This window comes from Paenibacillus tritici (genome assembly GCF_018207515.1).
Classification (GTDB): domain Bacteria; phylum Bacillota; class Bacilli; order Paenibacillales; family Paenibacillaceae; genus Paenibacillus_AQ; species Paenibacillus_AQ tritici.
Genome location: NZ_CP073365.1, coordinates 7,642,118 through 7,668,080 on the forward strand (window position 1 = coordinate 7,642,118; position 25,963 = coordinate 7,668,080).

The 25,963-nt window shown below is 52.7% G+C and carries 19 protein-coding genes; 4 read left to right on the plus strand and 15 right to left on the minus strand.

The window, feature by feature from the left end; translation table 11 throughout:
- Positions 1-20: 20 nt before the first annotated feature.
- From KDC22_RS32935 to KDC22_RS32960, 6 genes are all read right to left on the minus strand, one after another.
- Positions 21-1,556: an Eco57I restriction-modification methylase domain-containing protein gene (locus tag KDC22_RS32935; protein WP_211721676.1), complete on the minus strand. Its 1,536-nt coding sequence runs from the start codon at positions 1,554-1,556 to the stop codon at positions 21-23.
- Between the two features lie 93 nt (positions 1,557-1,649).
- A complete protein-coding gene (rlmH, locus tag KDC22_RS32940) occupies positions 1,650-2,129 on the minus strand; it encodes a 23S rRNA (pseudouridine(1915)-N(3))-methyltransferase RlmH (RefSeq protein ID WP_211721677.1) in 480 nt (159 codons plus the stop codon).
- A 157-nt stretch (positions 2,130-2,286) separates the two neighbouring features.
- Complete coding sequence (locus KDC22_RS32945; RefSeq protein WP_211721678.1) at positions 2,287-3,492, minus strand: DUF4179 domain-containing protein; 1,206 nt, start codon at positions 3,490-3,492, stop codon at positions 2,287-2,289.
- A 42-nt stretch (positions 3,493-3,534) separates the two neighbouring features.
- Positions 3,535-5,622, minus strand: coding sequence for a M56 family metallopeptidase (locus tag KDC22_RS32950; RefSeq protein ID WP_211721679.1), 2,088 nt, complete (start codon positions 5,620-5,622; stop codon positions 3,535-3,537).
- 2 nt (positions 5,623-5,624) lie between these two features.
- Positions 5,625-6,032 (minus strand): BlaI/MecI/CopY family transcriptional regulator, encoded by a 408-nt coding sequence (locus KDC22_RS32955; RefSeq protein ID WP_211724287.1) that lies wholly within the window; start codon positions 6,030-6,032, stop codon positions 5,625-5,627.
- 238 nt (positions 6,033-6,270) lie between these two features.
- Positions 6,271-8,847, minus strand: coding sequence for an S-layer homology domain-containing protein (locus KDC22_RS32960; RefSeq protein ID WP_425517084.1), 2,577 nt, complete (start codon positions 8,845-8,847; stop codon positions 6,271-6,273).
- Positions 8,848-9,063: 216 nt separating this feature from the next.
- On the opposite strand from KDC22_RS32960, the gene KDC22_RS32965 reads away from it, so the two are divergent.
- Together KDC22_RS32965 and KDC22_RS32970 are read left to right on the plus strand one after the other, a co-directional pair.
- The gene (locus KDC22_RS32965; RefSeq protein ID WP_211721681.1) at positions 9,064-11,409 is read left to right on the plus strand and encodes a helix-turn-helix domain-containing protein; all 2,346 of its coding nucleotides are present in this window, start codon (positions 9,064-9,066) and stop codon (positions 11,407-11,409) included.
- Positions 11,410-11,421: 12 nt separating this feature from the next.
- A complete protein-coding gene (locus tag KDC22_RS32970; protein ID WP_211721682.1) occupies positions 11,422-13,095 on the plus strand; it encodes a type 2 periplasmic-binding domain-containing protein in 1,674 nt (557 codons plus the stop codon).
- Positions 13,096-13,246: 151 nt separating this feature from the next.
- On the opposite strand, the gene KDC22_RS32975 is transcribed toward KDC22_RS32970, so the two are convergent.
- Entirely contained in the window at positions 13,247-13,600 is a 354-nt protein-coding gene (locus KDC22_RS32975; protein WP_211721683.1) for an ArsR/SmtB family transcription factor, read from the minus strand.
- Between the two features lie 169 nt (positions 13,601-13,769).
- Between KDC22_RS32975 and KDC22_RS32980 the strand changes: the two genes are divergently transcribed.
- Positions 13,770-15,182, plus strand: a complete 1,413-nt coding sequence (locus KDC22_RS32980) for an MFS transporter (RefSeq protein ID WP_173134593.1) — start codon at positions 13,770-13,772, stop codon at positions 15,180-15,182.
- 117 nt (positions 15,183-15,299) lie between these two features.
- Here KDC22_RS32980 and KDC22_RS32985 read toward each other — a convergent pair whose 3' ends face one another.
- Positions 15,300-15,467, minus strand: coding sequence for a CxxH/CxxC protein (locus KDC22_RS32985; RefSeq protein WP_063776434.1), 168 nt, complete (start codon positions 15,465-15,467; stop codon positions 15,300-15,302).
- 103 nt (positions 15,468-15,570) lie between these two features.
- Positions 15,571-17,358 (minus strand): M3 family oligoendopeptidase, encoded by a 1,788-nt coding sequence (locus tag KDC22_RS32990; RefSeq protein WP_211721684.1) that lies wholly within the window; start codon positions 17,356-17,358, stop codon positions 15,571-15,573.
- 228 nt (positions 17,359-17,586) lie between these two features.
- Here KDC22_RS32990 and KDC22_RS32995 point away from each other — a divergent pair, with 228 nt between their 5' ends.
- Positions 17,587-18,924 (plus strand): DUF2252 domain-containing protein, encoded by a 1,338-nt coding sequence (locus KDC22_RS32995; RefSeq protein WP_211721685.1) that lies wholly within the window; start codon positions 17,587-17,589, stop codon positions 18,922-18,924.
- Positions 18,925-19,140: 216 nt separating this feature from the next.
- Here KDC22_RS32995 and cydC read toward each other — a convergent pair whose 3' ends face one another.
- The 6 genes from cydC to KDC22_RS33025 form a co-directional block, all read right to left on the minus strand.
- Positions 19,141-20,940, minus strand: coding sequence for a thiol reductant ABC exporter subunit CydC (gene cydC / locus KDC22_RS33000; RefSeq protein ID WP_211721686.1), 1,800 nt, complete (start codon positions 20,938-20,940; stop codon positions 19,141-19,143).
- Positions 20,937-22,706 (minus strand): thiol reductant ABC exporter subunit CydD, encoded by a 1,770-nt coding sequence (cydD, locus tag KDC22_RS33005; RefSeq protein ID WP_211721687.1) that lies wholly within the window; start codon positions 22,704-22,706, stop codon positions 20,937-20,939. The genes cydC and cydD overlap by 4 nt, the downstream gene beginning before the upstream one ends.
- Entirely contained in the window at positions 22,706-23,719 is a 1,014-nt protein-coding gene (cydB, locus tag KDC22_RS33010; protein ID WP_173134608.1) for a cytochrome d ubiquinol oxidase subunit II, read from the minus strand. The genes cydD and cydB overlap by 1 nt, the downstream gene beginning before the upstream one ends.
- A gap of 3 nt (positions 23,720-23,722) precedes the next feature.
- Entirely contained in the window at positions 23,723-25,111 is a 1,389-nt protein-coding gene (locus KDC22_RS33015; protein WP_173134611.1) for a cytochrome ubiquinol oxidase subunit I, read from the minus strand.
- A gap of 233 nt (positions 25,112-25,344) precedes the next feature.
- Positions 25,345-25,575 (minus strand): cold-shock protein, encoded by a 231-nt coding sequence (locus tag KDC22_RS33020; protein WP_173134614.1) that lies wholly within the window; start codon positions 25,573-25,575, stop codon positions 25,345-25,347.
- A 91-nt stretch (positions 25,576-25,666) separates the two neighbouring features.
- On the minus strand, positions 25,667-25,867 hold the full coding sequence (locus tag KDC22_RS33025; protein WP_019914582.1) for a cold-shock protein: 201 nt from the start codon (positions 25,865-25,867) through the stop codon (positions 25,667-25,669).
- Positions 25,868-25,963: the final 96 nt, after the last annotated feature.

Below are 25,963 nucleotides of genomic sequence, written 5' to 3' on the forward strand. Positions count from 1 at the left end.
TATGCTTACAACCGATATTTTTAGAATAACTCATTTATCATTAAGTCAATCTCGTCTTGTTCAGGTAAATGAGTACCTACTCTTTTCCCTATTTCCTCTAATTGTTCTATACCAGGATATTTAAGATTTCTTAAATCCGTTGCATTTACTTGAGTATGACCGTTGAACTGACGTAAATATGAGTCAATTATTGAAGAATTTAGAAATACAGCTAATCCTTTAGCTATTCTCTCAGTTAGACCTTCTCCGTTAATATGAAAGTAGTTTAAATGATTTTCAAATCCGACTTTTGAAAAAATCACTCTTTCAGGGTCATAGATAGCTGCAACAACTCTTCTGCGTTCCTCTTTTGAAGAAAACCGCTTAACTAAAACATAAAAACCAGAAGGTACTAAGAGGCTATCAGTCATACAGTTCTGAATAATAGAATCTAGTTTCTTACTATTTATTTTAGGCCACTTTACAAATCCGTCCTCAAAGTGACTAGAATAAATTAGTGGCACTGTTCCATGTAATGATTCACTATGCAGATAATCTTTAGATCTAAAGTCCACCACTTTACCTGTGGATACTGAAATCCCCAGATCTTCTATTGTATTTCCTAACTTATCTATTTGATCTGAAATTCGATATCCTGAATCATTTTTTAATATTCTTATAAACATCTCTTTATCATTGGGGTGTACAAATTGATCATAACGTATATGATATTTAGCAATTTTATCTGTGTTTGCAAAACTAGATGAAATTGTTACGTTATTATTATTTTGTGATTTTCCCTTTATTAATTTAAAAATTATGTTTTCTTGTTGCACTCCATCATCACTGAATGTACTCCTTCTTGAATCAAAGGTATGAATTTGACAAAATGTTGTTTCGTTTAACATTTCTTTTCGAAAGGATTTATAATACGGGCCATTACAGAAACTTCTAGGTGTAATAGCTACCAACTCACCATTACTCTTTAAAAGACGTATTGCTAATATTACAAAAGCAGAGTATAAATTAGAAGTTTCTATTGCGATTCCTTTCAAGAGCTTCCGTTCTAACGAATTACTATGGATTTTACGATAAGGTGGATTCAAAATTGCACAATCAAAACGTTGAAATTGTGAATCATCCACTTCACTATTCTCCAAGAGATCTCTACTTTCCTCAATAAAATCATGATTCAATATTTCCCAGATCAACTTTATTCCTACACGCTTGCAAGCATCATTACATATTTCCCTAGTTTTACACAAATAAGACAATAACATTGCGTCCTTTTCGTATGAAACAATAAAAATTTTTTTAGGTTTGATTTCTCTACAACACATTTCTGCAACAAAAGCTGCACTTAGAGACCCTACTCCTGCTCCAGCATCAAGTAACCTTACCGTACTTCTACCTTCATCAAACATAGATGCCATAAGACTTGCAATTCTAGAGCTAGTAAAGAACTGTCCTAGCTCTATTTGTTTATCAGCTTTGATCGCAACACTGGATTCTCTTCGAATCTTATCAACTAATTCAAGTAAATTATTTTTATCAAAAGTGCTGTTTTTTAAGTACAAAATTAACCTTCTCCTTAAAGATAAAGAACTAATATTATTATACACTAAACAAGAATTTCCATCATTTTCAACTTGACAAAATACATATCCGCCCTACTTATGGTACGGTTCTCCGCGATTGATCTTCACCGCCCGGTATACCTGCTCCACCAGCACCAGCCGCATGAGCTGGTGGGGCAGCGTCATGCGGCCGAAGCTCATGCGCTGCTGGGCGCGGCGCATGACGTCATCGGAGAGGCCGTGGCTGCCTCCGATGACGAAGACGACATGGCTCGTCCCGTAGGTGCCGAGCCGGTCGATCTCGGCGGCAAGCTCCTCCGAGCTCCAGAGCTTGCCGTCAATCGCGAGCGCAATAACATGCGCTTCGCTCTTGATCTGCGCGAGGATGCGCTCGCCCTCGCGCACCTTCACCTGAATAACCTCTGCGTCGCTGAGGTTATCAGGGGCCTTCTCATCCGCCACCTCAATCATCTGGAACTTGATGTAGGGCGTTAACCGCTTGGCATATTCCGCGATGCCAAGCGTCAGATACTTTTCCTTCAATTTGCCTACGCTTATCAGTTGAATTAACATATTTCCTCCATCGGTCTCATCTTGTCATGTCCCTGTATTTTATCACATCCCTGCCCATAACATGCCCTGCTTAAGAGACATTCTCCGCGCACCCTGTACCGGCAAAAAAAGAGCCACCCTTCACGGATGGCCCTAAGACACTACGAATAACCTGCAATTATTGGTTAGACAAATCAACAACTAACTGCTGTGTAATCTTACTCTCCTTCATAGTGGTGAAATCCAGGCGAAGCGACTGCGGCTTATTCAAGAAGAAGTAGCTCTCTGAGACGATTTTCATCTCATGGTCTGCATAGGTATAGGTAGAAGCTCCCTCTTCCGATTTATAATCACCGGTTCCGTTCTTAACCAATAGCGATGGATTATATTCCATATAGAAGGTCTCCATAAACTCTCTGTTTTTAAACAAAGCTTCGTCTGAGGATAGTGTGGTTACGGTTGTGAACGGTGTCAATTCCAGCTTCACTTTAATCTTATGCCCTGCCACATCAATCGTTTCCTCCGGCGTCAGTGTCCGGGTCTCCTGCTTCCAGACCTTGGGGTTGATATCAAAAGCCACCTTCAACACGGGAGTCTGCTTTACTTTGGATTTGAGCGCATCATACCTCTTTAACAGTTCAGGACTGTAGCTGAACGATGAGGCCTGGTCCGGGTCGTCCGCATGGGCCTTTTCGGCGACAGCGAGCATTTCGGCATCCAGTGCCTGTAACTGATTCAGCTCAATAGCGGTTAATGTGCCTAGCTGAAATTGCGCAGCTACTTTTTTGGGCGGCGTGGCCAATGGACTGCTTAACCGGATTTTAGCAATTCCATATAGAATATGATCTTTCTTTGCCGGACTTGCGCCTACGACTAGCGCATCATTGAATTTCTTGCCACTGATGACCTTGCCTGTAATCGCATCGGACAATTGGAGACTATGACCCTTTGGCGGCATGAACACGAATGCTCTCTTACTGTCGGCTTGGGCTGTAAAAAGAATAATTAGCTCATATTTGTCTGCGATAAAACCGTTCACCGTCAACTGATAACCGTCTTTTTTGACGACTGTGTTCAGCGGCTGCACCAGATTGTGTTTGATGGCATACTCAACCTGCCGGTAACCCTGAAGCTCGGGATTTACAAAGGGGGCAAGCGCTGCCGACGGTTTCGCGGCGGTTGCCGAGGCGGCCAAAGCATGACCTGTCACGGCAAAAGGGCTAAGCACCAGCGCTGCGGTTGTCATGACTGCGACGATGGCGGTAGATAGCCGGTTCCTGGAGGACCGCCGTTTATTTGGTGCCAACCTTTGCTTTTGTTCCTGTCCTAGATGCGTCTGTGCCGTATGTTTAATCTCCATTGTATCCCGCTTTATGCTATTCATTACTACACTCTCCTTCAATACAAGTTGGTTGTTTCTTCCGGATCAGCTCTGATCCTGTCCGGGGACATCAAAGGTCATCTGGTATGTATGCTCAAGATCCTTCATTCCAGTAGGTTTCGCCGGACTCTTCATGAAATCCAGCCGCAGAGATTGCAGCTTATCCAACAAATAATAGCTTTCTGTAACCATCTTCATTTCATAGTCTGTAAACGTAATTGATGAAGTGCCTGGCTGCTGCCTATAGTCTCCCGTTCCAGTCTTGCTCCACCACAGGAATGGAGAACCGTACTTCTCATGGAATGATTTCATAAATTCCTTATTCTTAAACAAAGGTTCATCTGAATAAAAAGTGGCGATGGTTGTTAACGGTGTCAATTGTAATTTCACTTTGATCTTGTGCCCCGCTACGTTAAGCGTTTCTTGCGATGTGATGGTATGCGACTCCTGCTTCCAGTAATTTGCCCTCACATCGAAGGTGGTCTGAAGTGCCGGAGACTCCTGAATGTTGGAATCGTTGGCTCCCAGTGTGCGTAAATGGAACTCTACCTTAATCTTTGAAGGCGGGTCCGTCAAAGGAGTACTGAACGGAAGTCTGGCTATCGCATCTTTAATATGCTGCTCCGGGCTGCTGCTGCTGACCAGCGCGTGGGTCCGGCCGTTAATCACCTTGCCGGTAATACCATCCGTAATGATGCATTCTACGAAATGAGGACCGTCAGAGAATAGTGACCTACCGCCGTCCACTCTCGCAGTATAGAAGAGAATCAATTGATTCTTGTCTGCCATGAAGCCTGTGATGTTGACCTGGTAACCGTCTTGTTCAATCTCCACATTCATCGGCACCAGAAGATTATGCCTGATGACATACTCCGTCTGTTGTGCATCTATGCTCGTTAACGGCATCAGTGTCTCTCCTTGCTCCGTTGGCGTTGCTACGCGTTCCCCCGCAGCAACGCCTTCTGCATGCGTGCCAGCGGAATTGGCCTTAGGTTCCGTGACAACGGAGTCTCCGGGCTTCCCGGAAGCGCCTGTAAGAGTCACAATGCTCAATAGGGCAACCAGAATGACAGCCGTCACGGACATGCGGTAGGAGCCTTTTTTGAAAGATTGAATCATACTGATTCTTCTTCTAATCTGTTGCCGCTGCTGCGGGTTAGAGAAATAGAGATGCCCCCTCCTCTCCCGGACTCGTGAGAAGCGCTTCAGGAACTCCACCAGAGTAAGCCCATAGTCGATAGCCTCCTCTTCTCCTAACACCTCCAGCACATAGGCGTCGCAGGCGACCTCCCTATCAATCTTCATCCGCCGGATAGCCAGCCACATCAGGGGATTGAACCAATGTATCGTTGCGGCTAGACTCCCTAGCAAGTTCCACAGCATATCCCTCCGCTTGTAGTGGGCAAGCTCATGCGCGAGGATGTGCCGCAGCCGGGAAGCATCCAGTTCCCGCAGAGCTTGCTCCGGGACAAAAATCCATGGATGCAGGAATCCTGACAGATATGGGTTGTTAGCAGAACCTCCGGTATAGATAGGTATCGCTCTCCGTATTCCAAACTGGCGTCTGGTGGCAAGAACCACTTGAAGAATCTCCGGAGCATTCACCCTTCTAAGCCGTCTGCGCTCACGCTGCATCCGCCGTATGTACAGGAGTCCATTCAGCAGCATAAACGCAGCGCCCAGTAACCAGATCACGGTGCCTATCTTCATCCAGAGCGGATAGCCTGCGGCCCCCGCAGAGCTGCGGTTATCTGCTACAGCACCATCCTTCTGCCGGGCTGTGTCTGTCTGCCCCTGTACATCCAGAGCGGTGTTATTGACCGGATATGTAACCTGATCTCCCTCTCCCGGCGGAAGCTCCTGATAATCACCCTTAGAAGCTCCGGTGTCCGGCCCCTTGTCCAGGATAGTTGTTAACAAATGCTTACTATTGCCGAGAATATGCAACATGCTGACAGGGCTGTCCGGTACAGCAGGCAATAACAGCCGGGCGATAACAAGCAGCCACAGGAGGTAACGCACCCGGGCGTTGATGAATCTCCGCACAACATATTGAATGAACAACACAGCCAGAATCACCATGCTTGCCGCCAGTGTCTGTTCTGCGATACCGGCAAACCATCCGTAGACCATATTCATTCCTGCTTACCTGAGTTGCCGCTGGTGCCCTGCGACTTCTTCTCCTTGAGCAGCTGTTCGAGCTGTTCAATCTCCTGCTTGGACAGCTCAACATCCTCCAGGAAGCTGGTCACCATTAACTGGGTAGCTCCGCCAAAAACGCGCTGCAGGAAGGAGCGGCTCTCGGCCCGGACACACTCATTCTCTGACACCAGCGGATAATAGAGATAGCTCCGGCCGGATTTCTCATACGCTATTGCCTTCTTCTTAAGCAGCCGGGTAACGAAGGTGCGCACCGTCTGCTCGCTCCATTCCACAGATGCAGGCAGGAGCCGGGTAATTTGTTCCGAGGTGAGCGGATGATGCTCCCAGATAATCTTCATAATTTCCCATTCAGCTTCTGAAATCTTCGGGGTTGTACTCATCATAACAGCTCCATTCCGTGGCGGCGGCATTCAATCTACAAGTGTAAATACAAGCTCTATTCTATACATTACACTTGTAGATTGAATTTGTCAAATATGCCCACATTGTGATGAATGCGCGCGAAACGACACCCAAAGTGGCTAAGTGGCCGTAACCATAGCAAAAAGCACAAGCCAGCGACTTGTACTTCCTGCATCCTATTCATAAGAACATACTTACTCCTGTCTCACTTGCAGCTTACAAGCCCGCAATCAAAGCCTTAACCGAGCTGTCGCTCTCCAGCGCGCGGATAATCACGGCCACCGCTTCGGCGCGGGTAGCCTGACTTTTTGGAGCGAACGCTGAAGCAGAGATGCCCTTCACCAGATTAGCCGAAGTGGCCTGGCGGATGGCGCCGGCCGCCCAGTAGCTGCTGCTGACATCCTTGAAGCTCGCCGGAGTGCCAGTCTGGAGCACGCCGAGATCAAGCACACGGCCGATCATCGTGACCATCTCAGCGCGGGTAATGGCCCAGCCCGGCTTGAAGCTGCCGTCTGCGTAGCCGGTTACGATGCCTTTATCGGCCAGGGCACCGATATACCCAGCCACCCAGTTGGAGGCCGTATCACGGAATGTTGAGGCTGCCGATGTGTTGCCCAGCCCGAAGGAACGGGCAATCATCGCCGCGAATTCGGCTCTGGTCACCGGTGCATCCGGGCGGAAGCTTCCGTCCGCATAGCCGCTGATGATCTGCAGCTTCACGGCTGTAGCGATGGTGCTGCTGCCCCAGTGCCCTGCGGTATCCTTGAAGCTGATGCTCTGATTCTTCGTGGCTGCAATGGCTTCAGTCACGGTCTTGTATACCGCTTCTCTGCTGACCACTCCGGATTGGAACGGATTAACGCCGCTCTGTGGCTGTTTTTCCGGTTCAGCAGGAGTAGTGCTGCCATTCCCTGGAGTGGTGCCGGTAGTCCCTGGTACCGTGCCGGTATTACCAGCCGGAGTCCCCGGCGTTCCGCCCGGATTACCGCCGCCAGTTCCTCCGCTTGTCGTATCTGTAATACTAAGCGCGATCTGATCGCTCAGGTACATGACCTGGGCGTTATATTTGCTTGGCAGTCCTTCAACCTGCACGGAAGCAAACTGCCCGCTGCGCTGGCTGACGCCATGCGTAATGAGCGGAATCAGGTTGCTGCCTGGAACGTAGCTGTTCGCGAAGTTTACCTTCAGCTTCCCGTCCGCCTTCACTGCGCCCTTAACGTTAAGCACATCGTCCGCACCGGCAAGATTCAGAACCAGTGTCCCTTCGGAAGCTTGGGTGAGGTTGCCGCCGATGACCATTGGGCCGTAGACGTTCTCAACTACAGAACCGCCGGTATTCGTCACATTCCCTTTGCCGAAGGCTGTTGCCGAGTCTCCTTCCAGGATACCTGCGTTCACCTCTGTACCACCGGAATACGTGTTGCTGCCCGCCAGCTTAAGCGTGCCTGTACCCTCCTTGGTCAGTCCGCCCGTCCCGGAGATATCATTCCGCCAGCGGTCTGCGGCGTGGAAGCCGCCCTTCGCAGCGTCCATGGCTACCGTTACATGCTCAGCGAATGCACCGTACCCGTCAGCAGCGGCGAACAGGTTCAATCGTCCCCAGCCTTCGGGATCATCCAGCAGTGGATAACCGGAAGGGAGTGGCGTTGTTACGAGAACTGCTCTACGCTGATCCGCACTCAGGTAAGGCAGGCGGGTCTCCAGCAAGACCTCTGCTCCCTTAGGAGCAACAGCAGGCTCAGTCGTGGAGTGAATCTGCGGGAATCCGTAGGTTAGCCGCTGGGTGTACAGGGCCTTATTCTTCGCATAATCCGTGAATCGGTCTTCTGCGGTACCCGTCTGTGTAAGCAGTACTTCATGAGCCTGAGTATAGGCCGCTTGCTTCAGCGCGGCATTATCTGGGTCCGTCAGGGCTCCCGCTGCAAAGGCCATTGCCGTAACCCGTCCGCCCATTACGTCGAGGGGCGAATGCATCCCGGCAATAACCCGGTTGTTCCCCATCTCTGAGGCCCGGGTCATCAGCTCCTGGAAGCGCTCAGGTACGGAATACGCCAGAGCCAGGGCTGCCAGATAGGAAGCGTTGGTATGTCCGCTCGGGAAGCCGCCGTCTGTGGCAGGCGTTGTGCTTCTGGCCGGCATCAACGTCGGCACGATGACAGAGGTATCCTTCCAGCGGAACGGACGCATGTAGCTGTAGAATTTCTTGGCCTGACTCGTTGAAGCATAATTGCCGCGGACGATTCCGATCAGGTCAACCATTTTGCCTAATTGGGAATCAGAATCCCCGCCCTTATTGGTATCATTGCCGTCATTGTACTTCACCGTAGTTGCATCATCCGGGATGCTGTTAATCGTAGTGTAGGTTCCTGACATCGTACGGTACACCTCAGACAACGGACCAAGACCGTCAACTGCACCATAGGTCTGATTCCGCCGGTCATCGTAATACGCGGCCTCCTCCTCTGCCGGAGTACGGGTCTTAGACAGATCCGCCACATATTGAATGTTGTAATCCAGCACATCATTGTTCAGCTTCGTTCCGGTATCCCAGGTAGCGCCCGGTGTCCAAAGATCCAGGAAGCCGGAGAGAACACCGATCGAGGGGTTGGAATACACCGCCAGATTAACAGGTGTGTTATTCTTATAGGTATCTACGAAATGCCCCCATGCCGGAGCAGCCGGCAGCCCGGTTAATGAATTACCCGTGGCCGCCTCTGCAGGATGTACCGCGATCGAATTCGTGAGGAGTACCAGACCTGCCGTAACAGACAACAGCTTGCTTTTCGACTTCAAGTTCAATGTGTCAGCCCCTATCCCAGTAGTATTGGACGTTCCGAATCGGACTCAATATAGCACTAGCCTTCGCCGCCACTCAATAACACAATTTCGCAATTCTATGATTTTGGGAACAATTCAGCCATTTCCGGACATTTAACCTTCAATTAACACAAGCCACGAACATAACTGTTAGGGGTTAGTGTATAATCCGCTTGGGAGGGGGAATACATCTTGCGTAAATGGAACTCGGCTTTCGCCGTCCTGACTGCCTCATACATCTCTGTTGTGTTAGTCATTGTCCTCTTGCTCTGCTCTGCCTTCTATCTTTATTTCTCGAACCATTATAAGGAAGAGCTTCAGAGCCGCAACCGGCTCATCCTTGAGAATACAGCCAGTACCATAGAAACCTCCGTCCTTGAGCGGGTCCAGCAGATCTATCTGGAGGTCTCACTGAACCAGCAGGCAGCGCTCGGCCTGTTACCCGATGCTTCTCTTCCATCGAACCTCAGCAAAGTGAGCAGTCTCCAGGACATGTTGAGGGCGCAAGTGGCGAGTAACTCGGACTTGATCCAGGCTGTACATCTGTATGCCCCACGGCAGCACATCCTGCTCTCCTCGCTATACGGACTGAAATTTAATGCCGATCAGGGAGCCGGGTCTGCCTACTGGAGCGATTGGGTTAATGGAATGAAGCGTAATTCCGGTAACAGACTATGGACAGAAGCCCGCTTCGTCCCGGAGGATATTGTGTCCAGCATTCCCGGCGGCAGCGGCAGCTCCTTGATTACCTATGCGCACAGCTATCCTTTTCGTTCCTCCGGTGCTGACAGTGAGCTGCTGATCGCCATTGACCTGAAGGAGCGCGCACTACGTGATATTCTGCTGAATATGATGCCTGCCCGGGATCAGAGCAGCTTCATTGCAACACCATCCGGACAAATTCTGGCCGGCTCTCATCCGGATACGGTGGCCCAGGAAGGCACCTATGCTGCCAGCATTGCTGATGCATTAGCCTCTTCAGAGACCTCCGGGAGCTTAAGCCAGGAGATTGGTGGTAGCGCTTACGTGATCTCATATCAGGATCTGCCTTCTACCGGCTGGAAGATCTTCAACGCTTCCCCGGCGGACCTCTTTTATGAGAAATGGGGGGTTGTCCAGCGGCTCATTCTGTCCCTCTGCCTGTTCGCCCTCTTGGTGGGCATCGGCTTGTCTGGAATCCTGGCCACCCTAAATTACAGCCCGGTCAAACGGCTCCTCCGGAGGATTAAGGATCTGTCCGGTTCTGCGCCAGATCCTGCCGCTAACGAATTTAGCCTGATTGACTCTGCCTTCGTCCGGTTGAACGATAAAGTCAGCAGTCTGGAGGACACCCTGCTGGCCAGCAGTCCGCATATCCGGCAGAATATCATCATGAATCTCCTTCAGGGCAGCCCTGCGCAGGGTAAGGTGACGGGAGATCCTGAATTCCTGGGACTGTCGCCGGAGTATACCCGTTACTGCTGCCTGCTCTTGAATACGCGGGGAGCTTATACTCACATGAGTCTTAGCGGGATGCAAACGGCAATGACCGGAATCATCGAAGGGCTTGAGGAGATTCGGCTGCCGGGAAGCCGGATTATCGCCGAAGAGCTTCCGGACAAGCAGCTTATTATAATCCTCGGTACACGCGAAGCCTCCGGGATTCTCCTTGAACAGCTCTCGGAGCATATCGTGACGGAGACCCGCAAGCAGTTCCAGACCGGGATTCAGCTCTCCCGGGGCTGCTGGGTGGATGACATCCGCCGTCTCCATCACAGCTATACCGAAGCACAGACATTCATGAAATATGCTTACTTTTTGCCGGAGGTAACCGTCTTGAAGGATCGGGACTTGCTGGAGAAGGAGCAGAGTCTTGAGGAGATTCCGCAGCCCGTCCTAACCAGACTCAAGGATAAATTGCAGACCCGCCAGCTGGAGGAGTCCCTGGCAGCCCTGGAGCAATTGGTGACGGCTATGCGGGAAGGCAGTTACCCTGCGGACTATTGCCACTTCATTCTGGCAAATACCGTCTTCATGTATTCCGATGTTCTGAAAAGCGTCCGCTATACCCCTGCCCTTCAAGGGCATCTGGACCTCTATAACGAGTACATTGCCCTTGCGGATATCCGGCATTTCCAGGAATGGTTCGCTGCGTCCATCAGCACCTTCATTGCTGATACGGAGAAGCGGAACAGTGACCGTGCGTTGTCGGCTATTGAAACGGCCAAGGAATATATCGGGAAGCATCTGCCCGAGGATCTGTCCCTGGATGCCGTAGCTTCCAAGGTCTTCATCAGCCCTAAGTATCTAAGCAAGCTGTTTAAGGAAGAGCTGGGGATCACCTACACGGACTATATCACCGGCAGGCGGATGGAACAGGCCAGGCTGCTGATTGAGAACAACAAGATGTCTGTCGAACAGGTTGCCGCTAGCGTCGGCTATGGAACTACAGCTTACTTCATCAAGCGGTTCAAGGAAGTCTACGGCTGTACGCCGGGGAATTACTTGCGCACCGTGAATACATTGCAGCCGCCGCAGGCAGAGATTCGTTTAAGTTAAGGAGGGTGACTTATGATTGCAAGCAGACTTCGGCGTTATAGCGCCTTCTTGACCTCACCCGTGCTCTTGCTTCTCTGGGGACTGCTCAGCGGCTGCGACGGACAGCCCGCTCCGTCCGCTGCTTCGCACGTACAAGAGCCTGGACCACAGGAGGCTTCTGATTCTGCGGCTACTGTCCCGAAATTCAAGATCTCCTGGACCATGCATCAGAACCTGCCGGTCGCTGAGGATGCGGTGATGGTCTGGGCTCTGGAGCAGAAGTTCAATGTAGATCTGGAGTTCTGGAATCTGGCGAACAATAACTATGAGTCGCTGCTCGATCTGAAGCTGGTTCAAGGCCATATTCCAGACTTGTTCCGGGTCCGGCAGACTCAGGATCTGCTGAAGTATCAGCAGCAGGGCCTGCTCGCCGCCATCCCGGAAGACCTGCTGAACACACACGCCCCCAATATCCTTAAGGCTATCCGTGAGTACGCACCCGCATATCAGGATTATGGACGCATTAACGGGTCCTATTATGGAATTCCGGTCATTAACCCCACCAATATCTATCGGGTCCCCGTAGTCTACCGGCAGGACTGGCTGGATAAGCTCGGCCTTACGGTTCCCGGGACCCTGGCCGATTTCGAGAGGGTCATCTATGCCTTTGCGAATCAGGACCCTGACGGCAACGGCATTCGGGACACCTACGGGTTATCGCTGGAAGGAATGAATGTTGTCTTCGGCGCATTCGGGCAGATGGTCTTTACAGATCAGCTCTACTTCAGCCGGAAGGATCAGGGTCTGGTCATTGGCGCACTGGAGCCGGACATGAAGAAGGCCCTGCACTATCTTCGCAAATGGTACCGTGACGGGATCATTGATCCGGAGTTCATCACCGGGGAGAACAGCGGAGGCTACAAGCATCTGTCTCATGCCTTCATCAAAGGGCGGATCGGTATGACCTCCATGGGCAATTATTATCACTGGGTTCAGGATGGGGATTATTTAGATTGGAGCCTGGATCACCAGAAGACAGCCAGGCTCGTTCCGGCAGAAGCCACATTTAACGTGAAAGAGTTAACCGCCAAGAATCCGCAGGCTAAGATCGTATTCGGCCGGCCGGTCAGCGGTCCTGACGGCAAACGCGGCTCCAAAGCCTACGATATGCTGATGAGCTTCACCGCCATTGGCGCGGAAGCTGTCCAGGAGCCGGGCAAGCTGGAGACCCTACTGCAGATGCTGGATTACGTCAGCGCGAGTCCCGATCCGGATGAAGCCGCTGCCCTGCAATACGGCCTTCAGGGAACCCATTGGGCCTGGGCCGGAACGGGCAAGCAGGACATCATCCTGCTGCCCCCGTATAACCGGATGTTCAGCTATCAGAATACCATCGGTGCCAATATCGGCATGACGCTGCCTGTTATTCCTTCAGACCGCAGAGACCAGTGGGCGTCTACCCTGGGACTGGATCACGACGGCATCTATAATGCCCTTGAAGTGGCCACCCCTTCTCTAATCAGGAACAGTCCCGGGCTGATCAAGCTAAGAGACCAGGCGTACATTGCCTTCATCACCGGGGAACGGCCGCTTGAGGAATTTGGGGAATTCGTGGAGGAGTTCATGTCTGCGGGCGGAGCGGAGGTGCTGAAGGAGGCGAACGAGTCGTATAGGGAGCTTATTCCACACCGAAATGGCGAGCAGTAGAAAAGACCGGAGTCTCCTCATTGCTCACCTCTCCTTCACAGACAGGCCGCCCCGGGTCCCCGGAGCGGCTTCTATATAATAATGCGGCATATTTAAACAGCAGCAATCGCCTTAACACAGCCTACCAGCGACTCCTGCCGTTCCTCTAACCCTACTCTTCCTGCTCTTCCGCCGAATCGCCGAATCCCTCACCCGGCTCCGACCTCTCGTAAGCCTGCAATACCGAATCCAGCAGCCCGGGGAACCGTTCGTCCAGATCCTCTGTCCGCAGCGACAGAATACGCTGGGTCCCCTGCACCCGCGTATGAATGACACCCGCTTCGCGTAGCGTCCGGGCATGATGGGTCAGCGTGGACTTGGCAATCGGCACCTTGAAGCTGTTGCAGGCCTGTGCGCCATGCTTACGAATCTCCGACGCTACATATAGACGGATCGGATCGCTAAGCGCATAGAGCACAGAGGCGAGCTGAATGTCCTTGCGGTCCGGATGATGGAGCTGCTTCATGAATAAGACCCCTTCGGAGTACAGAATTGTACTTAATTTCTCTCTCAAATCATGCTCTAACAAGTGGTTTCTTCGTTCATTTTCCTAATTGCATTTTACATTAGCGCATGCTATATTTCAATAGTTCGTAAGTAATCGAACTATACAATAATAAAGGAGTGGCATTCTCATGACCTCATCACAAGCTTCTGAGGGCGATTCAGAGCATCTGGCGGCCGCTCCGCAAGCGGCTCTTCCGCGCGAAGGACTACTGACTCTGCTGTTCAGCGTAGCTGTCGTTCTCGTCATTATGAATACGGCAATGTTCAATCTGGCCCTGCCTGATGTGACCGAGACCTTCGGCATCACAGCGGCATCCGCCTCCTGGATTGTGACCGGATATTCCATTATGTTCTCCATCGCCTCGATCACATACAGCCGGCTCTCTGACTTCGTGCCGATCCGCAGGCTGCTGGTGATCGGGCTGCTCACCTTAGGGCTGGCTGCTGTGGCCGGATTCTTCAGCACCAACTTCATATTCCTGCTGATTGTGCGTATTCTGCAGGCATCTGGTGCAGGCGCAGTGATGTCCCTGTCCCTCGTCCTGTTCACCCGCTACATTCCGCAAGCCCGGCGCGGCAAAGCCATGGCAACCATCATGTCGGCCGTCTCCCTGGGACTGGGTCTCGGTCCGGTAGCAGGCGGCTCCATCGTGGAATACCTCGGCTGGACCTGGCTGTTCGCAGTCACAGCGGCCGTTCTGCTCCTGGTGCCGCTGTTCCTAATCCTGTTGCCGAAGGAAATTCCGGCCCGCGGTTCCTTCGACATCCTGGGCGGCATATTCCTTGGCGTCGGCACCACCGGCCTGCTGCTGTTCCTGACCAGCGGACTGTGGGTGGCCCTGGTCGCCGGAATCGCTGCCATTGCCCTGTTTGTCGGGCGTATCCGCACCACCCCAGATCCATTCGTGCTGCCGGCGTTATTCAGCAACCGGCCGTATCTGGTGCTGGCTCTAATCGGAGTCGCCTCTTACCTGTGCAGCTTCGCTACCTTATTCCTGCTGCCGCAGATTCTGACCCACCGCTTTGGCTTCAGTGCCAGCCATGCCGGGCTTGTCATCTTCCCCGGCTCCCTGCTGGCCATCTTCGTCTCCCGCGCGGTGGGGCGGATTATTGACCGCTACGGCAATGCCGGAATTCTGCGTCTGGCACCATTTCTGGTCTTGGCCGCTACCGTATTGTTCGCCTTGTTTGCCGGGCAATCCTGGGTTGCTGTCATGCTCGTGTACATGATCATGAGCCTATCGTTCACCGTGCTGTCGAGCAGCGTATCGAATGAAATCTCGCGTATCCTGCCTGCTTCGCAGATTGGCTCCGGGATGGGACTCTTCCAGCTGCTGCAATTCTTCAGCGGAGCCTTCAGCGTGGCGATGGCGGCAAGCGCCTTGGAGTGGCAGCGCAGCTTATCGCTCCAGGCAGCTTACTCCAATATTTACTGGGGGTTGTCCATTGCCGCAATCATCGCCATTGTATCGGCATTTATATACCTGCGGAGCAGCCAGAGCCGCCCGCAAGCCGACGTAACCGAGGCCGCAGACTACTAGACTACAGCTTCTGCAATTTTTTAGCAGTCTCTGATCGCTCCATCCGGCCCGCTTACCCGCACGCCAAAACACCCTGCAGCCCTTCCCGGCCGCAGGGTGTTTATAATTCCGGTAGCTTTAGACTACCAGATATTCCGCATTCTGTTCACATTCCGCACATTTCGCCGGCGGGTCCCAGTCCGAGAACTCCGTCTCCTTCAGATCGACTACATCCGGTGCATCCTCGTACTCGTCCACAAATTTGTCGATGGCCAGCTCTACGTGTTCCTTACACACTACATACATTCAATCAAGCATCCCTTTCTGTGCCGCTGCGGCGTAGACTCATACTATTGTTCTACCACACTTCCCCGCAAAAGGAAACCTCCCGCAGCGCAATAATCCCGCCTTATCCCCGTCCCGTGAACTTATCGACATCCCCGGCAATGAAACCAAGCGCTTCCTGCCAGAAGGCCAGGGAATGCACATCAATATCCATCAGCTTCGCGGCGTCTGCGATACTCCGGGTACTGGTCGCTGAGAGGAACTGCTCATAGCGGTTCACGAACACTTTACCCTGCTTCTTGTACTGGGCATACAGCCCCTTGGAGAACAAGAGCCCGAAGGAATACGGGAAGTTCAGGAACTCATTGCCTGCCATATAATATCCGGCCTTGCTGATCCACTGGTAAGGATGAACCGAGCCCGGCAGTATACTCTCCCCGTAAGCGGCAACCATCGACTCCAGCATCAGATCGTTCAACTCTTCCACGGACAGGGGACCGGATAACCTGCGGGCATATAACCCGCTCTCGAAGCAATACCTGGCATAGAAGTCTACAATATAATACCCCGCATCCGAGAGACTCCGTTCCAGCATCGTATCCGCTTCTTCCGCAGGCAGAGACATCAGCAGTTCATAGGTCATCAGACTCTCGCAAAAAATCGACGCCGTCTCCGCGATAGGAACCGGGTAGTCCATGTTCACCATCGTGTGCCCGGCGAGACGGCTGCTGTGGTAGGCATGTCCGATCTCGTGGGCCAGCACACTCACATCCATATAATGGCCTTGGAAGCTGGTAATAATCCGGCTCTCCCCGATTGGGACAATATCGACGCACATGCCGAAATTGCCTTTGCCGCTGCGCGGCTCGGCATCAATCCAGCGCTGTTCGAACACCTTGCGGGCGAACCCGCCAAGCGCCGGGCTGAACCTGCTGAAGCCCGCGATAATCATCGCCTGGGCCTCAGCATACGGAATCCGGCCCATCGAAGACTCCGCCGCACCAACAGGCGCAAAAATATCCCAAAACGGCAGCTGTCCCGCTGCATACCCCAGGCGTTCCGCCTTCCGGGCGTAATACCGCTGAAAGACCGGCAGGCTCTCCCTGATGGCCTGCAGCATCACATCCAGCGTCTCCTGATCCATCCGCGAGGCGTCCAGCACCTTATGCAGCGGTGAAGCATATCCTCTCAGCCCGTAGACTGCCGCTGCCTCACCGCTTACGGCATTAATGCAGGCTGCACTCTGCTCTGCTACACTGCGGCAGGCTTCCTGCTCGGCTTCAGCCGCCGCCTGCCGTACCGCAGGATCAGGGTCATAGACGAGATTCCGCAGCTCGGCAAGTGTATAACTCCGGGTTACCCCGTCCAGTTCCACATCTGCCCGCAGTGTAGACAGCGTCCGCATGTACAGCCGCTCCCACGCTTTGGAGCCGGTTGCCTGCATCCGGGCCAAGACCGCTTCCCCTTCCTCGCTGAGCAAATGCTGTGACTGACTTCGCAGTCCGCGCAGATAGAAGCCGTGCTGCTCCAGATAACTGCTGGAGCGAATGCTCCGTTCCAGCTCATCCGCACTTACCCTGCCCAGCCATTTGCTGAAGCTGACCAGAGCTTCACCTGCACCATAGCCGGCCTCCTCCAGCTCGTCCATGAGATTAACAGCTTCCACGTTGCCACTGTCCGCGCTGAACCTTAATTCCGCGTAGCTGAACAGACGTAAGTATATATGTTGATATGCGTTATATTGTGTAAGGAACTCTTCCATCACACCGGCCGCAGCCTGCCCGTTATTCATCTGCAAGGCTGACCATCTATTCAGCTCCCCGGCAAGCGTCTCCGCCCGCACACGGTCCTGCTGAAATTGCTCCGATTCGAAGGAGGGATAGATTGGGTCCAGATCCCATGTTAATTCCATTGATTAATCTCTCCTTATCTATAGTCACAGGAGCTGTTTCGAAATCACATGCTTCCACCCCGTTCTTAGGAATCCTTACAAGAAAATCCCCTCCAGTATATCACGCCCGCCAAGTTAGAAGTCCACGGAAATAACAGCTATAATCAACTATACCAGATGCTTTACGATTTCAGAGTAAGTCATTCCGGTTAAGAACGATTCCGCCGGTTCACAGGAGAGGAGCGCCATATGGTCAACCAGTCGATCACCGAAGGAGTTATACGTACACGTACCAAGCTGCGCAGAGATCTGCTGATTTCTGTTTTTGACGAATTCGATGGCAGCATTATGGGCCTGTCCCCTGATAACAGAAGAGAGAAATACAGCAAAATGGCGCAAAGCGCTTTTTCCTTCTACCGGGGGAGCGCATATCTGTTCTATTTTGACACAACAAGGCAGTACTTTCCTTATCATAGCTCGCCCAGCCGGCCTACCTGGATTCAAGGGGATCTGCATTTCGAGAACTTCGGTGCCTTCCGCAGTGAGGACGGGGCGATTGTGTATGATGTGAATGATTTTGACGAGGGGTATGTCGGGTCCTATCTGTATGATCTGCTGCGGATGGCCGTCAGCCTTGCACTTGTCGCCAGGTCCCTTGGCCACGGTCAGGATGAACAGCGCGGGCTCATCCGCAGCTATGCGGAGGCTTATTACCGGCAAATCCACCGTTTCTGTGACCACAAAGACCAGCCCGGGAGCTATGTAGTGGATGAGAATACCGCCAGAGGACCCGTCCGTAAGCTGCTCCGTAAGCTGGAGAAGCGCCGCCAGAGTCATTTCCTGGAGAAGGTTACCGCCCAGATGCAGACCAGCAGAGTGTTCCTGGAGACCTCGGAGCTGCTGAACCCCGGAGCTGCGGAGCAGGCACAGCTGGAGCAGGCCTGGGGCTTCTATACCCGGACTGTAACTACGCGCAGCCTGAATGAGGAGCATTTCCGGATCAAGGACATCGCGGTCAAACGCGGCTCGGGGACGGCCTCCATCGGGCTGAACCGCTATTATATTCTTATTGAGGGCGGCATGGAGCAGGCAGGGACCGACGACACTGTCCTGGAGGCCAAAGAAGTCCGCGTTCCCGTTCCTGCCTATTTCCTGCCGTATTCAGACTCCTTCTGGCAAGCGTTCGCCCATCAGGGCAAACGTGTATCCGCGACCCAGCAGGCTATGCATCATAAGGCTGATCCCTACCTTGGCTTCCTGACGATGGATGGCCGGGAGTTCTATGTCCGAGAACGTTCGCCGTACAAAAAAAGACTGAAGCCCGGGAGCCTCGCAGATATGGATGAGTGGACCGCAGTGACCCGGCAGATGGGCAGCCTGACCGCCAAAATCCATGCCCGCGCCGACTCCGACGTCGACAAGGGTATTCTCGACTATCACAGTGAGCATGAGATCGCGAAGGCCATGGGCGCGGATGCTGAAGCCTTTGCCCGTTATCTTGCGGAGTGGGCCTACGGCTATGCCGGACAGGTGGAGAAAGACTATGCCATGTTCGTGGACTGGGTGTCAGAACAGTATGGTATATAAGGGTTACGGCCGCTCAAGTAATACTGACTTCCATTTGAACGGTTGAATGCTGCCCGGACTTTCATCTGCCAAGGGGCTGCAGCGTCCCGCTTTCGTTTCCGGTACTCCCCCAGCGGAGACAGTATATACAGCAAAGAAGCCCTCTCTGCCCGGCAACCGGGCGGAAAGGGCTTCTTTGCTCACTATTCCAAAAGCTCAATCTATGAGCGCCTATTCTTATTTACCAGGCGTATCCTTCAGATACCGGCTTGGCCGGTCCAGCTCATATAGCCTGCGGTAGCGCGGCTGCTTCTCCATCAGCTCGGCATGGGTGCCGCGCATCTCCACCTGCCCGTTCTCCATGAAGATCACCTCGTCCATCTGCTCTGCGCCTACCAGATGATGCGTGACCCAGATCAGCGTCTTGTCTGCCATCGCCTCGAACATGGTGGCCAGCAGCTCGCGCTCTGTGCGCGGGTCAAGGCCAACCGTTGGCTCATCCAGCACAACCACCGGTGTATTCTGCAGCAGAATACGGGCCAGGGCGATCCGCTGGCGCTCCCCGCCGGAGAAGCGCTGCCCAGCCTCGCGAACCGGAGTGTCATAGCCCTCCGGCAGCGAAGAGATCAGCGTATCCAGCTTCGCCAGGGCTGCCGCCTGCCGGACCGCTGCCTCCGAAGCCCCCGGGGCCCCGAGCCGGATGTTGTTCGTCACCGTAGTGTCGAACAGATGCGGGCTCTGGTTGAGTACCGCGATGAGCTGCGGAATCCGCTCACCATAAGCCGCAGCGTCAATTCCGTTAATCGTCACGGAGCCGGCCGTAGGCGTAATCACGCCTTGTATCATCTTGAGCAGTGTCGATTTACCGGCCCCGCTGCGGCCAATAACAGCGATCTTCCGCCCCTGCGGCAGCGTAAGATCCAGCCCCCGAACCGATAAGTCGTGGCCCGCCGCATAGCGGTAACCCGCCGACTTCAGTTCAATACGGACCTGTCCGCTGACCTGGACAGTCTGCAGGGCAGCGGCTGCCTGAGCTGCCGCTTCGGCATTCCCGGCAGCTTCCGCCCCCAGCGGTACATCTCCCGCTGAGGTCTCCACCCCCTCCAGGCGCTCCAGAGAATTCCGGTATTGCGGAATTTTCTCCACGGCCTCGGATACGGGCAGGAAGGCATCCGCTACCGGGAAGACCACCAGCACGAACGCGGCAATCAGCGTTCCGGCAATCGCTCCGTCAGCGTACTGTCCGGCTGCCCAGTAGAGCAGGGACAGCACGCCCAGGCCGACCACGGCTTGGGCGATGAACATACGCAGCCGCGCCCAGCGCCGCAGCGCACCGTCTGTACGGGCTACGCTCTGCTCATCCGCCTCATACGTATCGACGAACTGGCTCTGCCGTCCGCTGATGACCCAGTCGCCCAGGCCAAGCACGGCATCAGTCAGCTTTTGATACAGCCGGTTGCGCTCCTGCTTCACCTGACGCTGACGCTTCTGGGTGAACAGCAGGGAGATCAGCGGCAATACGACCACCAGGATCAGCATGTATAGGCCCATAAGCAGAGCGAACGCCAGATCGAACGTACCGAGCGAAATAACGGCAACCGCATAGATCAGGAGCGCGATAATGCTCGGAAAGACTGTGCGGAGATACACATTCTGCAAGTATTCGATATCATCGGCCAGCATGCCGAGCAGATCGCCGGTACGGAAGCGCGAGGACAGGAACAAAGCCTGCGGCTCCAGAATGTTGTAGAGCCGGACCCGCATTTTAGAGAGAATCCGCAGAATCGTATCATGCCCCACCAGCCGCTCCACATAGTGGATCACGGCCCGGCTTGTGCCGAAGGTGCGCACGCCGACAATCGGCACATAGATCATCAGAATATTTTCCGGCGGAATCGACGCCTTCGAGATCAGGAAGCCCGAGGTATACATCAGCGACGAAGCCGAGAAGATCGTCAATGCGCCAAGCAGAATGATTAACACGAACCGCCAGAAGTAGGCGGAGTAATACGGAGCAAACCATCCCTCACGTTTCAATGGATTCCCTCCAGTTGACCTTGAATAAGCTCATAATAGGCACCCCTCCGCGCGGTCAGCTCGTTGTGTGTGCCGATTTCAGCCACCTGCCCCTGCTGCATAACGATAATCAGATCCATGTCGATCATCCAGTGCAGACGGTGCGTGGCCAGGAACACCAGCTTGCCCTCAAACAGCGGCAGCATCGTTTCCTTCAGCTCATATTCGGTCTCAATGTCCAGATGGGCCGTCGGCTCATCCAGCAGCATAATGGGGCGGCTGCTCAGCAGGGCACGGGCCAGGGCCACACGCTGCTCCTGCCCGCCGCTTAGCGAACGGCCGCCGCCGCCAATCATTTCGTTCAAGCCTTCAGGCAGCGAGGCCACCAGCTTCGATAATCCTGCGGATTCCAACGCGGCGGCTACAGCCTCATTCGAGGCTTCCGGGTAATAGAACCGCACATTGTCTGCGAGCGTACCACTGAAGATATACGGACGCTGCGGAATATAGGCGGTCTGCTTGCGCCACTCCTCATCGGTAAGCGCGCTGACCCGGTTCCCGTTAATGTGGATCGTTCCGGCGGTGGGATGAAGGAAGCCCCCCAGAATATCCACGAGTGTAGACTTGCCTGCTCCGCTCTCCCCTATTATGCCGATTTTGGCATATCCGCTGAATTCAAGGTTCACATCCTCCAGCGAAGCGGCTCCCTCAGCTTCATATTTCACACCAACGGCGTTCAGCCGCAGGCTGCTATCATTGTTCCACGTGAAAATTGTTCCCGGCAACCGTCCGCCATCCTCCTTCATCGCCCCCTGCTCTCCCGGCTCCAGCAGCTTCGCTTGCACCGTCTCACGGTCGATGATACTCTTCATCGCTTCTCCGGCTTCCTTGCCATCCAGTGTCGCATGGAAATCCGCCCCCACCAGCCGCACCGGCAGGAAATATTCCGGAGCCAGAATCAGAATTGTCAGTCCGGTAACCAGCGTCATCTGCTCATTGACCAGGCGCAGACCGAGGCTTACGGCTACCGATGCTACGGACAGCATCGTGAAGAAGTCCATGGCGAAGGATGACAGGAAGGCCACGCGCAGCGTACGCATCGTCGCCGAGCGGTAGCGGTCGCTGACAGTGGCGATACTCTCGCTGTGGCTGCGGCTGCGCCCAAGGAATTTGAGTGTCTCCAGGCCACGCAGCGAATCCACGAAGTGATTCGATAAAGTGCGGTAAGACTTCAGCTGACGGTCCATTTGCTTGCGGGCCGTCATACCGATCAGAATCATGAAGACAATAATGATGGGCATCGTTAAGGTAAGAATGACACCGCTGGACGTATCCTGGGTGTACACATAGACCAGCAGCAATGCCGGCGTTACGGCCATACCGACCATTCGCGGAATAATCAGCTCCAGGTAGGTACGGAACTTGGTTACTCCTTCAAGCACTAATGTGACCACATTTCCCGTTCCCCGGTCGTAAGCCAGCCTCGGTCCAAGCTGGAACAGCTTATCCATCATCTGTCTCCGCATGCTGCTGCCGGTCGCCTCAGCGAAGTGGTAAGCCGTCCGGCTCATCAGCATGGCACAGGCATGACGCACGAGAAATGCAAGAAGGAACAAGAGCGCTCTAGCCCCTTGTTCCTTCAGCGGTTCTCCCGCAAACAGCGCAGAGACAACTTCTGCCAGCGACTTCGCCAGCAGAAGAATGGAGAAGCTTTGCACCAGGGTAAGGAAGCCGACCAGCAGAAAGACAGGCTTAACTCCTTTGTACCCAAGCAAATTTTTATCCATTAGTATTCAAGATGCTCCTTCTCGTGAACCCGTTTGTGGAAGATGAAATAACTCCAGATCTGATAGCCCAGCACGAAGGGCAACAGCGTGAGCGACACAATCGTCATGACCTTCAACGAATATTGGCCGGAGGCTGCATTCGTAATCGTCAGGTTGAATGCCTGATCCAGCGAGCTGATCATCACCCGCGGGAACAGCCCGATGAAGATCGAAGCCACCGACAGCGCCATTACCGCTCCGGTCATTCCGAAGGCATAGCCGTCCTTCTTCTTAGTCATGAAGTATCCGGCCAGCAGATAAGCTACAACACCCAGAACGACTACAATCCACAGCAATGTTCCGCGTTTGTCGAAGATATCCGTCATGGTGTATGTCATAACTACGAAGGCCACCAGCAGCGCCGCGAGCGGAATCAGCAGCTTCTGGGCCAGCTTGCGCGCCCGTTCCTGCAGATCTCCAAGAGTACGCAGCGTGGTGAACATCAGTCCGTGAACCAGACACAGCAGAACAACCGTAATTCCCGCTACAACCGTATAAGCATTGACGATATCGAAGAATCCGGCATACATCTGCATATCCTTGTCAATCGGCAAGCCTTTAATGAAGCTGGCAAACACCACAGCCAGCAGAAACGGTGGCAGAAAGCTGCCGAAGAAGATGCAGACATCCCAGGTTTTCTGCCAAGCCTTGGAATCGCGTTTGCCTCTGAACTCGAAGGCGACACCGCGGGCAATCAGAGCCAGTAGGGCAAATACAAACGGAATATAGAAGCCGCTGAACAGCGTGGCATACCAATGCGGGAAGGCGGCGAACATCGCGCCCGCACCCGTAATCAGCCATACCTCATTCGCATCCCAGAACGGCCCGATCGAATTGATCAATATCCGGCGCTCTGTATCATTCTTAGCCAGAATCTGCGTCTCCATCCCTACGCCGAAGTCGAAGCCTTCCAGGAAGAAGAACCCGACGAACAGCACTGCAATCAGCAGAAACCATAATTCATTAAGTGACATGGGTTAGCCCTCCTTGTTATACGGATCGTGGGATTCACCGTGTTCGTTATCCATAGCATAAGGACCTTTTTTAATTACTTTGACGAACAAGCCGATCAGCACCGCACCCAGAACGGCATAGATAATGTTGAATGAAATCACTGAGAACAGCACCTGTCCGCTGGTAATATTAGGGGATACACTGTCTTCCGTAGTCATAAGTCCAAATACAGTCCATGGCTGCCGCCCGATCTCTGTCATAATCCAGCCGGAAGTGTTGGCAATCGGCGGGAGCAGCAGTCCCCAGAACATAAACCGCATGAACCAGGTGTTCGGCTTATCCATCTTCTTGCGCCACATGAGGTAGATTGCGTACACGCCAAGCACGATCATCAGCGTACCGGCAGCAACCATGATCCGGAAGCTCCAGAACGTTGTTTTGACAGGAGGGATATAATCTCCCGGTCCATAAGCCTGTTCATATTCCGCCTGCAGCTGATTCATCCCTTTAACTTCACCGGAGAATTTACTGTAGGACAGGAAGCTCAGCAGGTACGGAACCTGAATCTCATTGCTGTTGGTTTTGTTATCTACATCGATATTGGCAAAAATCGTCCAGGGTGCAGGATCACCGCTCTCGCCCCATAATGCTTCGGAAGCCGCCATCTTCATCGGCTGGGTCTCAACGAGATACTGAGCTTGCGCATGACCCGCAACAGCTACTCCGAAGGAAGAAATAATACCTACAATTGCCGCGATTTCAAAGGATTTGCGGAAAAAAGGAACGTCTTGCTTCTTAAGTAACTTATAAGCACTGATCCCCGTTACCAGGAATGCGCCTGTAGCGTATGCGGCAAGCACCGTATGCGGAAACTCCACCAGCAGCTGCCCGTTTGTTATCAGTGCGAAGATATCATTCATTTCCGCCCGCCCGTTATTGATGGCGAAGCCTACCGGATGCTGCATGAACGAGTTAGCCAGCAGAATCCAGAATGCCGACAGCATCGTTCCGAGTGCAACCATCCAGATAGAGAAGAGATGGACACGCTTGGATACCTTATCCCAGCCGAAGATCCAGATCCCGATAAAGGTTGACTCCAAAAAGAACGCAAGCAGCGCTTCAATCGCCAACGGCGCTCCAAACACATCACCGACGAAGCGCGAATAGTCAGACCAGTTCATTCCGAACTGGAACTCCTGCAATATCCCTGTCACTACGCCTACTGCGAAGTTAATGAGGAACAGCTTCCCCCAGAACTGCGCCATTCGTTTGTACTCTTCATTGCCCTTTCTTACGTACATAGTCTCCATAATTGCAATTAAGAGCGCTAGTCCGATTGATACCGGCACAAAGAAATAATGAAAAATTGTCGTCGACGCAAATTGTATACGTGACAGCATGACTGTATCCATATTTCTCCCCTTCCTTCTCCCCATTCGTTATGTCTATTTTGTCAAATTTTCATCACTCAAAGTGTGATAATTATCACATTATACACCCCGTTTAGGCATAAAAAACAATAAATTTGTGACAAATATCACAATATTGCGCTTGGAAAGCAAAAAAAATAAGACGGTTTCACCGTCTTACATTTCGACTCTCATATATAGCATCTATAGTTGTCTTGGCTCATAAAGGCATTGGTCTAGGTAATCGAAGTACCCTTCTTAAGCGATTTGAGATCGCCATTTGAATTAAGCAATTGCGGCAGCATCTTCATGCTACGAACCATTGGGGAATGACAGAGACGGCAGGAAGGCGCATGTTCAAATGCGAAATTATCCCTCATCCATCCATTACACTCATCGTTGGTGCATGCCCATATTGCGGTATTTTCTTCTGGTACTTCCTCCAAAGGCTTCTTCCGGTAGTTCATTGCCGTTCCTCCTTCCTTTATGTTGCAAGGCCAGTAACGATAAAAAAAGACCGTCCCAACTTTCACAAGCGGGGACGGTACCTTCTATTAATTACAGTTTTACAACGTTTTCGGCTTGTGGTCCGCGGTTGCCTTGAACAACGTTGAATTCAACGCGTTGGCCTTCGTCCAAAGTTTTGAAGCCGTCGCCAGTGATTGCGCTGAAGTGAACGAATACGTCGCTTCCGCCTTCAACTTCGATGAAACCGAATCCTTTTTCTGCGTTGAACCATTTAACTGTACCTGTTTGCATGTGTGTTACCTCCACAAATTTAAATTAATATGTTCTTTTTATCTTCAGACAAAGAAAAAATTCACACATTGAGAAAGGTTGTATTTCAGTTGACAG

Excerpts from the sequence above, each read along its gene's own strand:
- rlmH (WP_211721677.1), bottom strand. The coding sequence starts at position 2,129 with ATGTTAATTCAACTGATAAGCGTAGGCAAATTGAAGGAAAAGTATCTG.
- KDC22_RS32955 (WP_211724287.1), bottom strand. The coding sequence starts at position 6,032 with ATGAGTACAACCCCGAAGATTTCAGAAGCTGAATGGGAAATTATGAAG.
- KDC22_RS32950 (WP_211721679.1), bottom strand. The coding sequence starts at position 5,622 with ATGGTCTACGGATGGTTTGCCGGTATCGCAGAACAGACACTGGCGGCA.
- KDC22_RS32995 (WP_211721685.1), top strand. The coding sequence starts at position 17,587 with ATGGTCAACCAGTCGATCACCGAAGGAGTTATACGTACACGTACCAAG.
- cydB (WP_173134608.1), bottom strand. The coding sequence starts at position 23,719 with ATGTCACTTAATGAATTATGGTTTCTGCTGATTGCAGTGCTGTTCGTC.
- KDC22_RS33015 (WP_173134611.1), bottom strand. The coding sequence starts at position 25,111 with ATGGATACAGTCATGCTGTCACGTATACAATTTGCGTCGACGACAATT.
- KDC22_RS32980 (WP_173134593.1), top strand. The coding sequence starts at position 13,770 with ATGACCTCATCACAAGCTTCTGAGGGCGATTCAGAGCATCTGGCGGCC.
- KDC22_RS32990 (WP_211721684.1), bottom strand. The coding sequence starts at position 17,358 with ATGGAATTAACATGGGATCTGGACCCAATCTATCCCTCCTTCGAATCG.
- KDC22_RS32945 (WP_211721678.1), bottom strand. The coding sequence starts at position 3,492 with ATGAATAGCATAAAGCGGGATACAATGGAGATTAAACATACGGCACAG.
- KDC22_RS33025 (WP_019914582.1), bottom strand. The coding sequence starts at position 25,867 with ATGCAAACAGGTACAGTTAAATGGTTCAACGCAGAAAAAGGATTCGGT.
- KDC22_RS32970 (WP_211721682.1), top strand. The coding sequence starts at position 11,422 with ATGATTGCAAGCAGACTTCGGCGTTATAGCGCCTTCTTGACCTCACCC.
- KDC22_RS33020 (WP_173134614.1), bottom strand. The coding sequence starts at position 25,575 with ATGAACTACCGGAAGAAGCCTTTGGAGGAAGTACCAGAAGAAAATACC.
- cydD (WP_211721687.1), bottom strand. The coding sequence starts at position 22,706 with ATGGATAAAAATTTGCTTGGGTACAAAGGAGTTAAGCCTGTCTTTCTG.
- KDC22_RS32985 (WP_063776434.1), bottom strand. The coding sequence starts at position 15,467 with ATGTATGTAGTGTGTAAGGAACACGTAGAGCTGGCCATCGACAAATTT.
- KDC22_RS32975 (WP_211721683.1), bottom strand. The coding sequence starts at position 13,600 with ATGAAGCAGCTCCATCATCCGGACCGCAAGGACATTCAGCTCGCCTCT.